Origin of the sequence: Brevibacterium sp. 'Marine', from assembly GCF_012844365.1 — a bacterium.
Classification (GTDB): domain Bacteria; phylum Actinomycetota; class Actinomycetes; order Actinomycetales; family Brevibacteriaceae; genus Brevibacterium.
The window spans coordinates 933,283-947,186 of sequence record NZ_CP051626.1 but is presented as its reverse complement, the minus strand read 5'-3'; the positions used below and the strand labels follow the sequence as shown (position 1 = coordinate 947,186).

At 65.5% G+C, this 13,904-nt stretch carries 13 protein-coding genes and 1 pseudogene; 10 read left to right on the top strand and 4 right to left on the bottom strand.

The annotated features are described in order from the left end of the window. Positions 1-2: 2 nt before the first annotated feature. From HF684_RS04065 to HF684_RS04050, 4 genes are all read right to left on the bottom strand, one after another. Entirely contained in the window at positions 3-485 is a 483-nt protein-coding gene (locus HF684_RS04065; protein ID WP_169251459.1) for a hypothetical protein, read from the bottom strand. A 62-nt stretch (positions 486-547) separates the two neighbouring features. Beyond that, positions 548-1,840 carry a signal peptidase I gene (locus HF684_RS04060; RefSeq protein WP_248279104.1) on the bottom strand — a complete coding sequence of 431 codons (1,293 nt, stop codon included), beginning with the start codon at positions 1,838-1,840 and terminating at the stop codon, positions 548-550. Positions 1,841-1,860: 20 nt separating this feature from the next. Continuing rightward, entirely contained in the window at positions 1,861-2,574 is a 714-nt protein-coding gene (locus HF684_RS04055; RefSeq protein WP_169251457.1) for a SipW-dependent-type signal peptide-containing protein, read from the bottom strand. A gap of 17 nt (positions 2,575-2,591) precedes the next feature. Further along, a complete protein-coding gene (locus HF684_RS04050) occupies positions 2,592-3,197 on the bottom strand; it encodes a SipW-dependent-type signal peptide-containing protein (RefSeq protein ID WP_169251456.1) in 606 nt (201 codons plus the stop codon). 302 nt (positions 3,198-3,499) lie between these two features. Between HF684_RS04050 and HF684_RS04045 the strand changes: the two genes are divergently transcribed. From HF684_RS04045 to HF684_RS04005, 10 genes and pseudogenes are all read left to right on the top strand, one after another. Beyond that, positions 3,500-4,684 (top strand): 4-hydroxybenzoate 3-monooxygenase, encoded by a 1,185-nt coding sequence (locus tag HF684_RS04045; RefSeq protein WP_169251455.1) that lies wholly within the window; start codon positions 3,500-3,502, stop codon positions 4,682-4,684. A gap of 62 nt (positions 4,685-4,746) precedes the next feature. After that, positions 4,747-5,571, top strand: coding sequence for a protocatechuate 3,4-dioxygenase subunit beta (pcaH, locus tag HF684_RS04040; RefSeq protein WP_169251454.1), 825 nt, complete (start codon positions 4,747-4,749; stop codon positions 5,569-5,571). Then, positions 5,564-6,148 (top strand): protocatechuate 3,4-dioxygenase subunit alpha, encoded by a 585-nt coding sequence (pcaG, locus tag HF684_RS04035; protein WP_169251453.1) that lies wholly within the window; start codon positions 5,564-5,566, stop codon positions 6,146-6,148. Before pcaH ends, pcaG begins: the two co-directional genes overlap by 8 nt. 6 nt (positions 6,149-6,154) lie before the next feature. Beyond that, positions 6,155-7,525: a lyase family protein gene (locus HF684_RS04030; RefSeq protein WP_169251452.1), complete on the top strand. Its 1,371-nt coding sequence runs from the start codon at positions 6,155-6,157 to the stop codon at positions 7,523-7,525. Positions 7,526-7,569: 44 nt separating this feature from the next. Then, a pseudogene (locus HF684_RS18730) lies at positions 7,570-8,337 on the top strand (alpha/beta hydrolase); the annotation flags it as partial. Between the two features lie 129 nt (positions 8,338-8,466). After that, complete coding sequence (gene pcaC / locus HF684_RS18725; protein WP_248279197.1) at positions 8,467-8,889, top strand: 4-carboxymuconolactone decarboxylase; 423 nt, start codon at positions 8,467-8,469, stop codon at positions 8,887-8,889. Positions 8,890-8,995: 106 nt separating this feature from the next. After that, positions 8,996-10,213, top strand: coding sequence for an MFS transporter (locus HF684_RS04020; RefSeq protein ID WP_169251450.1), 1,218 nt, complete (start codon positions 8,996-8,998; stop codon positions 10,211-10,213). Between the two features lie 107 nt (positions 10,214-10,320). Further along, positions 10,321-11,031 (top strand): peptidylprolyl isomerase, encoded by a 711-nt coding sequence (locus HF684_RS04015; protein WP_169251449.1) that lies wholly within the window; start codon positions 10,321-10,323, stop codon positions 11,029-11,031. 200 nt (positions 11,032-11,231) lie between these two features. Then, on the top strand, positions 11,232-12,665 hold the full coding sequence (locus HF684_RS04010; protein ID WP_169251448.1) for an MFS transporter: 1,434 nt from the start codon (positions 11,232-11,234) through the stop codon (positions 12,663-12,665). 262 nt (positions 12,666-12,927) lie between these two features. Continuing rightward, on the top strand, positions 12,928-13,722 hold the full coding sequence (locus HF684_RS04005; protein WP_169251447.1) for a basic amino acid ABC transporter substrate-binding protein: 795 nt from the start codon (positions 12,928-12,930) through the stop codon (positions 13,720-13,722). The last annotated feature ends 182 nt before the right edge of the window (positions 13,723-13,904 follow it).

Here is a 13,904-nt window from a genome sequence, read left to right as displayed (position 1 = left end):
TGCTAGGAAGTCAGATTGCGACAGTTCCCGCCGATTCCGGCTATCAGTCCTGCATTGCTCGCCACAGCGGCGGCATCCGACTGCCAGCCGCTCTCGTGTTCAACGACGAAGGCGATCTCCAGCTCACTCCCCAGACCCAGCAGGCCGCCTAGGAGGTTGGCGGGCACGTCCGTCGTATATGTGCCATTGCCACTTGAGGTGGTGTTCCCGCTCAAGTTGAATCCGGCCAACGGCGCTAGGACCGATCCGAGTCCGCTCGTCGACGCTTTCACGACGATGTCGTCGAGCTGATAGCCATCGGGCAGCCGCCAGAAGATCCGCACGCGAGCACCCAGGCCGAGCACGCCGGGACGGAATTGGCAGTCTTGAGTCAGTTCCGGAGCAGGGATTTTTGCCGCGCTCAGATCCCCCTGGCTCGTCTTCGAATCAGTCCACCCGGCGAGCGTGCCGTTGACCGCGACCGGACCCGCGACGAGGGCGAGCAAGGCGACGACCCCCAACAGCAGACGGGCCCGTTTCCATGATGGCCGCGGCGAAGTTCTGCCTGTCATGACACCCTCGATTTCCGCGTTCTCGAGACGATTGCCGAACCAGTGACCACGAGCAGGAACGCAGCGAGCAGAATCCACTGCCAACCGTCGATTCCGGTCCGCGGGAGATCACCAGATCCGTCACCATCGGAATCAGAATCATCTGGCGCAGAAGGATCACTGGGGTCACCCGGATCTCCGGGCCCCGTCGAGACCTCGTCGCCAAGGCCTTCAGCGAGCACACGCACCCCTGCCGTGGCACCAGCAACCGCCTGACCATCGGCCTCGGCGTCGAGAGCAGCGGTCACTTCGACTCGGCGAGAGTCCTCGCTGTCCATGTCCAACAGCTTGCGCCCTCCGTCGGCTGCGGACTCCAATTCGCTGAGCAACATCCCGCTGGCCAGCAGTTCCGAGCCGGTCGGACACGGGGCTTCCGCTTCGGTCATCTTGCATGACCGCACGTCGATGAACAGCGAATCGGCCAAAGCCTCAGTCGACACTCCAGACCCGATCGAGACCGTTATATTCCCGGCTTCGGGAGCATCAGCCCAGATATCGACCGTCCATTTCACCGATGCCCCTGGCCCGAGATTGCCCATCTTCTCGACATCGCCGTAATCACGCATACGCAGGATGTCGTCCGTCGTTTCTGCCGACGCGGACACGTCGTGGTCCGCACCTGCGCCGAGGACATCCTCGGCGAACGATGTCCCCGGCACTGCGTGCCCTCCGACGGCAACGGCCACCACCACCGGCAATGCGATGGCATGCCGCGGTGACCGCGCACGGGGGCGGGTTGCCTCGGCGAGGGCGTCGTCGTCTTCCTCTTCTCGGCGTGGCCAGAAGGCCCACACGACGAGGAGGCTCGCCGCGACCGTGATGCCGCCGAGCAGGAGCGGATTGCGCCACTGTTGAAGGATAGGAGCGACCCCGGGGACGGAGAACATCACCGTCCGGACGGTCTCGGCGGTGTAGGGGTCAGGGTCTTTCTCGGAGTTCGCGTCGCCCTTCATCTCAAAGGACACGGCACCGGTGGAGTCGTCAATGCTCTGGATCTCGGTGACGCGGTGGGTCACCGGCAGGACCTTCTCACCGCGATCGACGGTGACGATGTCGCCGGCCTTCATGTCCTTTGCGGGGATCTCACGAACGAGAGAGGCCGATCCGGCCGGGATCGTCGGACTCATCGACCCGGTCTTGAACATGATGATCGACACGTTGAACACGAAGCTGAGGATGACGAGCACGATGCAGACCACGCCGAGAACAGCGAGGATGTTGAGCACGGCCCCGCCCAGCCATGAACCCACGCTGTCCTTCGCCGCCATGGTCAGTTCTCCGGCGCGACGGACTCGGCGTCGAACGTCCAGGTGTGAGTTGCCGACTGTCCCTGCGCGTTGGTCGAGGCATCACTCGGCAGGCTCACTTCGAAGCAATAGGCCTGGATCGAGGCACTGGCAGCCTCGAGAGTCGGCTCATTGGTGCTGGTATTCGCAGTCGTCAATGCCACGGTGCTCGACTCCCCGCCGAACACATAGGTCGCCGAGCCGTTGAAGTTCCCGGCACCACAGGCGAACCCGGAGACGTCGCCTGCGGAAATGTTCTGAGTCACCGCCCGATACTTCAGTGCGCCGGCCATGGCGTTCAGGCTGTCGATTCCGTTGCCCCTGACTGTGAGTGCACCAGCGATGGACGTGTCTGGACTGGTTCGCGCGAACACGGGGGCGTAGACCTTCGACCCCGGAAACATCGGCGCGGAATCGAAGGTCATCTCATTGGTGCTGGTCCACTGATCATCGATCGACAGCTCGATATTGAACGTCCCGGCCTCGAACGACCCGTCAGCGGATTCAATGTCCGTCCACGCGGCGACCGTGGCCGTCGCGCCCACGCCGAAGACGAGGCCGCCAGCGAGAATCGCCTTGATGCGGCGGCCTCGCAGCTGGCGCCGCGCGCGCATCTGCCGTCGACTGACCGGGCGGGCATCATCAGGCACCCGCCCGGTCGAGAAGAGCCTGCGAAGCGACGAGAAGTGGAAAGGCATGAATCAGGTCTGCGTGATCATTCAGCCGAGGTCGCGGTGAACCCCCACTGCGCAGTGGTGTTCTGCCCCTGCTCCAGCGAGTCGCCGGCAGTGACCTGGAAGCACAGAGTGACCGGGTCGCCGGTCGCAGTGTCTGCGCCCGCGGAGAGGTTGAAATCAGCAGCTCCCGCGGTCGAGTCCAGCGCCGTTCCCTCGGGCACAATCGACGTGCCCTCTGCGGTGGCCGAGCAGTCCCCTACCGAGGCGACCTGAACGATCGCGTAGGTCAGCGCCGCAGCGTTGTCCCCGCCACCTGCTGCCGAGGTGAGAGCGACGGTCGAGTCATAGCTCGTCGGTCCGTCGAGGCGCAGCACGAAAGGTGCCGCCACGGTATCGCCGGGCGACATGTTGTTCCCGCCGTCGAGGTCGAAGGTCAAGGCCGCGGCACCGTCACTGCTCTCATGATCGGCGAAGTCGGTTCCATTGGTGCTGCCCTGAACGTTGAACGAGCCGGCACCGAAGGTGCCTTCAGCCCACTCATTGTCGGTCCAGGCCGCCAGCGTCACGGCAGCGCCGACGCCGAGGACGATGCCACCGGCGAGGATGGCTTTGAATTTGCGCGAACGCGTCTTGGTTGTCGTCACAATGACTCCTCATCTGCGGCGCATCAGCGCCTCTGTTCTGCGGCGCACCAGCGCCAAGGTCACAAAGAAATGAAGCGGGTAATGACTTCATTGTGACTGCTGAATTACTTTACAGATACTTTTAGAAACCACTTCTATTATCTGTTATTGAATGGTTACCAAGCGGCCACCTCAGCGCTCTCAGACCGGCCCGCGCTATCGCGCCTCCAGAAGCGCCTGACTCCCATTCATTGAGAACGCCATCGCTTCGTGTCCGTGACTGGGAGCACACTGTTGAGAAGACAGAAGGCAAGGAGGCCAAGGTGGCACAACTTCAGACAGACGTTGCGATCGTCGGAGCCGGACCCGCGGGACTCATGCTCGCGCACCTGCTGCACAATGCAGGCATCGAATCCGTCGTCATCGACAACCGCAGCCGCGACGACATCGCCCACACCCACCGCGCCGGCATCCTCGAAGCAGGATCGGTGCGCATGCTCGAGGCTGCAGGCGTCGAATCCCGCGTCCACTCGGACGGGCACCGCCACGACGGCATCGACATCCGAGTCAACGGCTCCTCGAACCACTTCGATTTCCCCGAACTCGTCGGCGAATCCGTCTGGCTCTATCCGCAGAACGAGATCTTCGTCGACCTCTCCGCCGCCCGCGAACGGACCGGTCGCCCCACCTATTATTCGGTCACGGACACCCGCCTCGGCGATATCGAAACCGACCGCCCGTGGGTCACCGCGACCACCTCAGACGGCGACGAGCTGCGCATCGACGCCCGCTACGTCGTCGGCGCTGACGGCTCCCGCGGACCGTGCCGCTCGATGATCCCCGACGGCACCCGGCAGCGCTTCTTCCACGAGTACCCATTCGCCTGGTTCGGCATCCTCTGCGAAGCCCCGCCCAGCCACGAAGTCCTCATCTACTCCCGCTCCGAACGCGGCTTCGCACTCATCTCCCAGCGCTCCGATGACGTCCAGCGCATGTACTTCCAGGCCTCCCCCGACACCGACGTGACCGACTGGTCCGACGATCGGATCTGGACCGAACTCCAGGCCCGCGTCGACGGCCCCGACGGCTTCGAACTCAAGACCGGGCCGATCTTCGACAAGACCGTGCTGCCCTTCCGCTCGGCCGTGACCGAGCCGATGCAGCACGGCTCGATGTTCCTCGCCGGCGACAGCGCCCACACCGTCCCACCGACCGGGGCGAAGGGCCTCAACCTCGCCTTCGCCGACGTCGCCGTGCTCGCACCGGCCCTCATCTCGGCGCTCAAGGATTCCGACGCCGAGGCGCTGGCCGGCTATTCGCAGACCGCGACCAAACGCGTCTGGAAGGCTCAGAACTTCTCGTACCAGATGACACGGATGCTCCACACCGACCCGACTCAGGATGCCTTCGAAACGAAACGCAGCCTCGGCGAACTCCGGTCCATCCTCGAATCCGACCACGGTCGCCGCTACCTGGCCGAGTGCTACACCGGCCGGCCCCACGGCTGAGCCGTAACCCCACCGACCCCACCACGATGTCAACCGACGAAGAGACGAAGAAAGGTTCGACGATGAGTCAGCACCAGTCCTCGGACACCGACGATCAGACCGTGAAAGGCCCCGACGACGCCGCCGAATCCCAGGCGACGCTGTCCGCCGAGATCGACGGCATCGAAGCGCAGTACACACAGGACGTCGCCGGCGGCAAGAAGCCCGAGACCCAGCCGCGCCTGGACTACCGGCCCTACCGGTCATCGATCCTGCGCCACCCGACAAAAGATCCCCGCCACACCGACCCCGAGACGATCGAGCTCTTCTCCCCCGCCTTCGGGCACCGGGACATCGGCACCCTCGAATCCGACCTGACGATCCAGGCCGACGGAGAACCCATCGGCGAGCGCATCCGCGTCACGGGCCGGGTCCTCGACGGCGAAGGACGCCCCGTGCGGGGTCAGCTCGTCGAGATCTGGCAGGCGAACTCGGCCGGACGCTATATCCACAAACGCGACCAGCACCCGGCCCCGATCGACCCGAACTTCACCGGCGTCGGCCGCACCCTGACCGACGACGACGGCTCCTATTCGTTCACGACGATCAAACCGGGCCCCTACCCGTGGAAGAACCACCACAACGCCTGGCGACCGGCCCACATCCACTTCTCGCTCTTCGGGTCCGAGTTCACGCAGCGGATGATCACCCAGATGTACTTCCCCGGGGACCCGCTCTTCGCGCTCGACCCGATCTACCAGTCGATCACCGACCAAAAGGCCCGAGACCGCCTCGTGGCGACCTATGACCACAACATCACCGAGCACGAATTCCTCATGGGATACAACTGGGACATCGTGCTCACCGGCGCCAACCGGACCTGGATGGAAGAAGAGGACGATGACTGACACTCCCACGACCCCTGATCTCACTCCGACCCCGGGCCAGACCGTCGGCCCGTTCTACGGCTATGCGCTGCCGTTCGATCACGACAATGAGCTCGTCCCGCCCGGCTCGGCTCGCGCCGTGCAGCTGACCGGAACCGTCTATGACGGAGCCGGCGACCGGGTCCCCGATGCCATCCTCGAGATCTGGCAGCCCGATGAGCACGGCGTCGTCCCCCGAGAGACAGGCTCGCTTCGCCGCAACGGCTTCACCTTCACCGGCTTCGGCCGCGCCGCCGTCGACCCGGAAGGCGAGTTCAGCTTCTCCACGGTCGATCCCGGCCCCACCGAGGCGGGCAAGGCACCCTTCATCAGCGTCGTCATCTTCGCTCGGGGTCTGCTCAACCGACTGTTCACCCGCATCTATCTGCCCGAGGACACCGCGGCCCTGGCCGCCGACCCGCTGCTGTCCTCCCTCGACGAGGACGAGCGCGCCCGCCTCATCGCCGCTCGGGGGGCTGACGGATCGCTGCACTTCGACATACGGTTGCAGGGTGAGGAGGAAACTCCCTTCCTCCGTTTCCCCAGCCATGAGGACTGACGCAACATGACCGACACCGCCCACACCCGGTTCCTCTTCGCCCCCGGCGATCTGCGCGGTTCCGAAGCCATCGACGACGCCGCGTTCATCACTGCGATCGGCCAAGTCGAGACCGCGTGGATCGTCGCGCAGGGACGGGTGGGGCTGGTGTCGGCGGAGATCCGCGCCGAGGTGGCCGCCGCCATCGATGCCACGATCCGCACGCTCACGGACGATCACACCGAACTCGAGTCCCTGGGCGAGGCCGCCGAGGCCGGCGGCAACCCGCTCATCCCGTTCCTCGCGCTCGTCCGCTCCCGGCTCTCCCCCGACGCCGCGCGATGCCTGCACCGGGGGCTGACCAGCCAAGACGTCATCGATACGGCCATCGGCCTGCTCGTCTCCCGCGTCGTGCGGCAGATGCAGGCCAGGCTCGAAGTCATCGGCGCCTCCCTCGTCGAACTCTCCGATGCTCATGCGACGACCCTGTGCCTGGCCCGCACACTGACTCAGCCGGCGCTGCCGACGACCTTCGGCCTCAAAGCCGCGGCCTGGGCCGCGGAGGTCAATGAAGTCCAAGGCCAGGCACCTTACGTCGACTATGTGCAGGTCGGCGGGGCCGCTGGCACCCGTGCCGCGATCCGCTGGTTCGCCGGCGAATCCACCGACTCCCTGCTGCGCGAATTCCACATGCAGATGGTCGGTCCCGATGCGGCGCTCACCCAGATACCCGTCCCCTGGCACACCGACCGCGTCCGCATCCTCTCCTGGGGCTCCCATCTGGCCCAATGCGTCACCGTCGGAGCTTCCATCGCGCGCGACGTCCTCATCGGCGTGCGCCCCGAGATCGGTGAGCTGTCCCTGACGTCGACCGGCGGATCCTCGACGATGCCGCACAAGTCGAATCCCACTTCGGCGGTGCTGCTCCACCGCAACGGAATGCGCGTGCCTGGATCGCTGTCGACGCTGACCACGGCCGCGGCCGAAGCCGTCGAAGAACGCTCCGACGGCGCTTGGCATGCCGAATGGCCGGCCCTGTCCGAGCTCATGACCCTGGCGATCTCCTCGCTGATCATCCTCGACGAGATGATCGCGGGCCTGCAGGTCGACCCCGAGGCCATGCGCGCGAACCTCGATGCCGCCTCGCCCGGGATCTACGGGGAGAAGCTCGGCATCGTCTTCGGCGACCGGATCGACAAAGACACCCGCGCAGCCATCATCGCCCCCGGATCCGACCCCGTCGCCGCACTCCGAGCAGAGATCGGCGACGACGACGGAATCGAGGAGATCTTCACCCCCGAGTCCTACCTCGGCGAGGCCGAGGACATCCGCCGCACCATCCTGGCGACCATCAACAGCTCCGGACCGCAGGAGATCGACCTGCCGACCTTCGACTGAGACCCGCATTTCGACTTGAGAACCGACCGAAGAAAGTGACACCCATGGACCTCACCGCATCCGTTCTTGCCGCCCCCGCCGCCCCCGCTGACGACGCCCGGGTGCTCGTCGTCCTGCCCTCGCTGGGCACCTCCGCGGCCGCCCTGTGGCAGCAGGCCGCCACCGAGCTGACCGCGCTCAGCCCGGAGACGACGGTCATCGGCATCGACCTGCCCGGTCACGGTCGCTCGGCTCCGATCGACGTCCCCGCAGGGACGTCGGTGGCCCCGCGGATCACGATGTCCGACCTCGCCGAGGCGGTCCTTGCCACCCTGGACCGGGTCCTTCCCGATGTGGCCGCGCCCGGCGCTCCCGTCGACCTCGCCGGAGATTCGATCGGCGGCGCCACCGCCCTGCAGCTGGCACTCGACCACGGCGACCGCTTCGGCCGCATCGCCGTCTTCTGCACGGGCGCGAAGATCGGTGAGGCGACAGCGTGGGAGGAACGCGCCCAGACGGTGGCGACCTCGGGCACCCCGACGCAGGTCATCGGTTCGGCACAGCGCTGGTTCGGTGAAGGGTTCATGGACCGGGAACCGGATGCCTCGGCCGCGCTCCTCCACTCGCTGCAAGACGCCGACCGCTTCTCCTATGCTGCTCTCTGCTACGCGCTGGCCGACTTCGATGTCCGCGCACGACTGCCCGAGATCACGCGTCCCCTGCTGGCCGTCGCGGGCTCTCAGGACCAGCCGACTCCGGCGACGAAACTCGCCGAGATCGCAGGTGATGTTCCCGGGGCGCTGCTCGAGGTCATCGACGGTGCCGCCCATCTCGTCCCGGCCGAGGCTCCGGTCGTGACCGCGGGCCTGCTCGCCGACTTCCTGCAAGGCAAGGGCCTCGGTGCAGGGGCCGGCGGCACCGGCGGTGCGGGCGCAACTGCCGCGAGCGATTCGCCGGCCGACCTGCCCACCGCCTCCGGTCCGCGAGAGGCCAGCCGCGACGAGGTCCGTGAAGCCGGAATGACTGTGCGGCGGCAGGTGCTCTCCGATGCCCATGTCGACCGCGCGAACGCGAAGGTCGACGACTTCACGAGCGACTTCCAGGACCTCATCACCCGCTACGCGTGGGGAGAGATCTGGACCCGGCCCGGGCTCGAACGTCGCATGCGCTCGGCGATCACGCTCACGGCGATGATCGCCGGAGGCCACGAAGCCGAATTGGCGATGCACGTCAAGGCCGCGCTGCGCAACGGGCTCACCCGCGACGAGATCAAGGAGGTCCTCCTCCAGTCGGCGATCTACTGCTCCGTGCCGAGCGCGAACACCGCCTTCTCCGTCGCCTCTCGGGCCCTGGCCGAATACGAAGCCGAGGAGAACGCCGACTGAGGCTGTTCGAATCGTCACAATGCGTCCTCAGGACTACCGGGCAGCGCCGATCGACAATAGGCTGGTGCGGTTGCCTCCCCGATCTCGCCTGCCCTGAAGGAGCCCCATGAGTGATGCCCCGGTCTCCCGCGGAGTCTACAAGTTCGCTGTCTTCGCCCTGGCGATCGGCGCCTTCGCCATCGGGGTGACCGAATTCGCGACCATGGGCCTGCTGCCGATGATCGCCGAGGAGCTGGGCATCACAGTCCCCCAGGCCGGGCATGCGGTGTCGTTCTACGCCATCGGCGTCGTCGTCGGCGCGCCGCTGATCACCACCATCGCAGCACACATGGATCGCAAGCTGCTGCTCCTGTGCCTGATGGGGCTCTTCGCTCTGGGCAACCTCGCCTCGATGCTCGCGCCGACGGCCGGGCTGTTCAACATCGCACGCTTCGTCTCCGGCCTGCCGCACGGAGCTTATCTGGGCATCGGAGCCGTCGTCGCCGCCTCCCTCGTCCCGGCCAACCGCCGCGGCCGAGCCATGTCGCGGGTGATGCTCGGCCTGACGATCGCGAACATCTTCGGTGTGCCCTTCGCCGCGGCCCTGGGCAATCTGTTCGGGTGGCGCAGCGCCTATGCTCTCGTCGCCGGCCTGGGAGTGCTCACCGTCATCATGGTCGTCATCGCCGTGCCGCGCGTCAGTGTCGGAGCCGGTGAGGTTCCCTCGGCCCGAGGCGAGATCAAGGCGCTCGGCCGCGTCCAGATCATCCTCACCCTCGTCGCAGGCTCCGTCGGCTTCGGCGGCATGTTCGCCGTCTACACCTATATCACCCCGACGATGACCGACGTCGCCGGCGTCCCCGGCGTCGCGATCCCGTGGGTGCTCGCCGTCTACGGCCTGGGCATGACCGCAGGTTCGCTGATCGCAGGCCCTCTGGTCGACAAGTCCATCGAACGTTCGGCCACCGGCGGCATGATCCTCTCGGCTCTCGTGCTCGCCGCCTTCGGCGCCTTCACCCACATCGCCGCGATTGCGATCATCGCCCTCTTCCTCATCGGCATCTCCGGGTCCATGATCACCACGGCCCTGCAGATGCGGCTGTTCCGCGAATCCCATGACGCCCCGAGCCTGTCCGCGGCCATGAACCACGCCGCTTTCAACCTCGCCAATGCCCTCGGCGCGTGGCTCGGCGGAATCGTCATCACCGCCGGGCTCGGCTATCGTGCACCGGCTTGGGTGGGCGTGGGCCTGTGCCTGTCCGGGCTCGTCGTCATCTCCGTTGCGATCTTCCTGCGCCGAGGCGGCTCCCCCGACCCGAGCACCCGCACCTCCGTCGAGACCTGAGTCCCAGGCCGCGCCGAGAAACGGGCTGCGTGTCGAGAAACGCGTGCGCACGCCCGTGTCTCGACGCCGCGCCCGTTTCTCGGTGAAAGTGCCGATACGATGAACGCATGGATCACCTCGCACAGAGTCACTCTCATGTCCTGACCCGTCGTCCTCAGCCAGCCGTTGTGCTGACACTGGCCGCCTTCGCCGTCCTCGCTCTTCTGCTGTTGAGCGGATGCGGATCGTCTGATTCCGAGGGTGATTCCAGCGGCTCCGCAGCGGGCACCTGCTCGTACCCCGCCGATTCGCAGTCCGGCGCGAAGGAGGTCGAGGCACCGGCAGAGGAACCGGAGGCGAAGGGCACTGTCGACGCCACCATCGCAACGAACGTCGGGGACCTCGCAGTGACTCTCGATGCCGACCGCACACCGTGCACAGTCAACAGCTTCCTGTCGCTGGCCGCGCAGAAGTACTTCGACGACACCGACTGCCACCGACTGACCACCGAAGGCATCTTCGTCCTCCAGTGCGGTGACCCCACGGGTACCGGCTCGGGCGGTCCCGGATACTCGTTCCCGGATGAGCTCGATGGTTCCGAGACCTACCCGGCAGGGACTCTGGCCATGGCGAACTCTGGTCCCGATACGAACGGCTCCCAGTTCTTCGTCGTCTACGATGACAGCTCGCTGCCGCCCGACTACACGGTGTTCGGACAGCTGGACGAGAAGAGCACGAAGACCGTCGCCGACATCGCGGCCAAGGGCACGGACTCCGGCGCCGGCGATGGAGCGCCCAAGGAGAAAGTGACGATCACGCAGGTCTCGACCGCGGACTGACCGCCGGTCTGAGTCGTCCAGAACACTTCGACCACCTAGTAATCCCAATTAGTGAGACTCGGATATCGCGTTTTGTGAGACGGGCGTAGTGTCTATTCGTCGCCGTCGACGCTGTGCCTGACACAGCGCCGACGGCCTTTTCCATTGGCACGGACCACCCGCCCGTGCCTGCACTCACGAAACAGCGGAGCACCACCACCATGTCCACCCAAACACAGCCGGAGAATCCCTCCTCGGCAACCGAAGTCGACGACGCCATCGCGGCGACTCGGAAGAACAACACCCGCGGCAAGGTCCTGACCGCCTCGATGGTCGGCACCACGATCGAGTTCTTCGATTTCTACGCCTACGCCACGGCCTCCTCGCTGGTCTTCCCGGCTCTCTTCTTCCCCAACCAGACATCGACGACTCAGCTGCTGAGCTCGTTCGCGATCTTCGGCGTCGCCTTCGTCGCCCGCCCCCTCGGCTCGATCATCTTCGGTCACTTCGGTGACCGCATCGGCCGGAAGAAGACGCTCATCGCCTCCCTGCTCATCATGGGCATCGGCACCTTCCTCATCGGCCTGCTCCCGACCGCCAGCACCCCGGGCTGGGTCGTCCTCGCGCCGCTGTTCCTCGTCCTCCTGCGCTTCTGCCAGGGTGTCGGCCTCGGCGGCGAATGGTCGGGCGCGGCCCTGCTGGCCACCGAGAATGCCCCGAAGGGCAAGCGCGCCATCTGGGGCACGTTCCCTCAGCTCGGCGCACCCGTCGGCTTCATCATCGCGAACCTGCTCTTCGTCGCACTCGGCACCTGGACCTCCCCCGAGGCGTTCCTCGCCTGGGGCTGGCGCATCCCGTTCCTGCTCTCGGCACTGCTCGTGGCCGTCGGCCTCTACGTGCGCATGTCGCTCATGGAGACCCCGGCGTTCCAGCTCGTCGCGCAGAAGCAGCAGATCTCGAAGGCCCCGCTCGGACGGGTCTTCGCCACGAGCTGGAAGCCGCTCATCCTCGGCACCTTCATCATGCTCGCGACCTACGTGATCTTCTACTTCATGACCGCGTTCACCCTCACCTACGGCACCTCGCCGGCCACCCCGGAACAGGCGCAGTCCCTCGCCGAGGCGGCAGGGAATTCCTTCGATCCCGCAGGCTTCGTCGCGGGGCTGGGGTACACGAAGAACGAGTTCCTCACCTATCTCATTATCGGAGTCGTCTTCTTCGGAATCTTCACCGTCGTCTCCGGACCATTGGCCGAGAAGCTGGGTCGGCGGAAGATGCTGCTCGGTGTGACCGTGCTCATCGCCGCCTACGGGCTCGTCGTCAATGCCCTGTTCAATGCCGGCACCCCGGGAGTCATCATCGGCCTCATCGTCGGCTTCATCCTCATGGGCCTGACCTTCGGCCCGATGGCCGCGTACCTGCCGGAGCTCTTCCCCGCCAACGTCCGCTACACCGGATCGGCGATCTCGTACAACATGTCCAGCGTCATCGGGGCCGGTCCCGCACCGTTCGCCATGGTCGCTCTGTGGCAGGCCGAAGGAGGTTCGATCGTCTACTGCGGCCTCTACATCATCGCCGCAGCGATCCTTACGATCATCGCCCTGTGGCTGGCCAAGGACACCTCGGAGATCGACATGGAGGATCAGCTCAGCTGAGGCTGCCGAGCTCGACCAACGCCCCGAGGGCCCGACCGACGTTGTCGTCGGTCGGGCCCTTTCGCGACCGCGGCCGGCGGCTCAGGCCGGTCACCCGCATACACGGCAACACTACGATTTCGTCACAACCACCTCGGCGATCATCGATTCGACATGAGTGTGACCCAGTTCACGGTAGGATTCCTCGCAGACACTGCTCAGACTTCAACGTCAGAGCGAACCGCGAACGTGACTCACCTGTCACCGATCCCCTGGAGGAACCATGAAACGACGCTCGAGTCTGGCCATTGCGGCCGTCGGCGCCATGCTCGCCCTGTCCGCCTGCGGCGGAGGCGATTCCGAACCTGCAGCGACCGCCGAGGGCGGGGTGCCCCTGGTCAAGGAAGGCAAGCTGACCACCTGCACCCATCTGTCCTACCAGCCCTTCCAGTTCGAGAAGGACGGCGAGGTCGTCGGCTTCGATGTCGACATCGTCGACGCCGTGGCGAAGAAGCTCGGTGTCGAGCAGGAGATCATCAACACCTCGTTCGAGACGATCACCTCGGGTGCGGAATTCAACCAGAACAAATGTGACGTGGCTGCAGCGGCGACGACGATCACCCCCGAACGTGAAGAAGCCACGGACTTCTCCGAGCCGTACTTCGACGCGAACCAGGCGATTCTGACGAAGGATGACAAAACCGCGGAGGATGAGGCCGGGCTCAAGGACTTCAAGGTCGGTGCACAGTCAGGCACCACCGGCCTCGACTACGCCGAGGAGCACTTCAAAGACTCCGAGGTCATCACATATGAAGATCTGCCGCTCTCGCTCGAAGCGCTCAAGACCGGTCAGGTCGATGCCGTCATCAATGACAATGGTGTGCTGTACAACTACAACAACGAGAACAAAGGCTTTGCGATCGGCTTCGATATCAAGACCGATGAGCATTACGGCATCTCGATGAAGAAGGGCAACACCGAGATGAAGAAGGCCGTGGACGACACGATCAAGGAGATCAAGGACAACGGCGAGTACGACAAGATCTACGAGAAGTGGTTCGGCGACGCTCCGAAGTGATTGCCTGCGAATGGGCGGCCTGCTGCGATCTGTCGTTGCAGCGGGCCGCCCGTTCGGCTGAAATCGACCGGCCTGCCTGAGTCTCTTCCGTCTCTCACGGCACGCATCCCGGCGGACATCCCCGCCACAGTCTTCGAAGGACAACCATGTCAGTTCCCTCCGCGTCAGAGGACGGCCGCCCG

Coding starts and splice junctions, on each gene's coding strand:
- HF684_RS04055 (WP_169251457.1), bottom strand. CDS start 2,574: ATGCCTTTCCACTTCTCGTCGCTTCGCAGGCTCTTCTCGACCGGGCGG.
- pcaH (WP_169251454.1), top strand. CDS start 4,747: ATGAGTCAGCACCAGTCCTCGGACACCGACGATCAGACCGTGAAAGGC.
- pcaG (WP_169251453.1), top strand. CDS start 5,564: ATGACTGACACTCCCACGACCCCTGATCTCACTCCGACCCCGGGCCAG.
- HF684_RS04030 (WP_169251452.1), top strand. CDS start 6,155: ATGACCGACACCGCCCACACCCGGTTCCTCTTCGCCCCCGGCGATCTG.
- HF684_RS04020 (WP_169251450.1), top strand. CDS start 8,996: ATGAGTGATGCCCCGGTCTCCCGCGGAGTCTACAAGTTCGCTGTCTTC.
- HF684_RS04015 (WP_169251449.1), top strand. CDS start 10,321: ATGGATCACCTCGCACAGAGTCACTCTCATGTCCTGACCCGTCGTCCT.
- HF684_RS04010 (WP_169251448.1), top strand. CDS start 11,232: ATGTCCACCCAAACACAGCCGGAGAATCCCTCCTCGGCAACCGAAGTC.
- HF684_RS04005 (WP_169251447.1), top strand. CDS start 12,928: ATGAAACGACGCTCGAGTCTGGCCATTGCGGCCGTCGGCGCCATGCTC.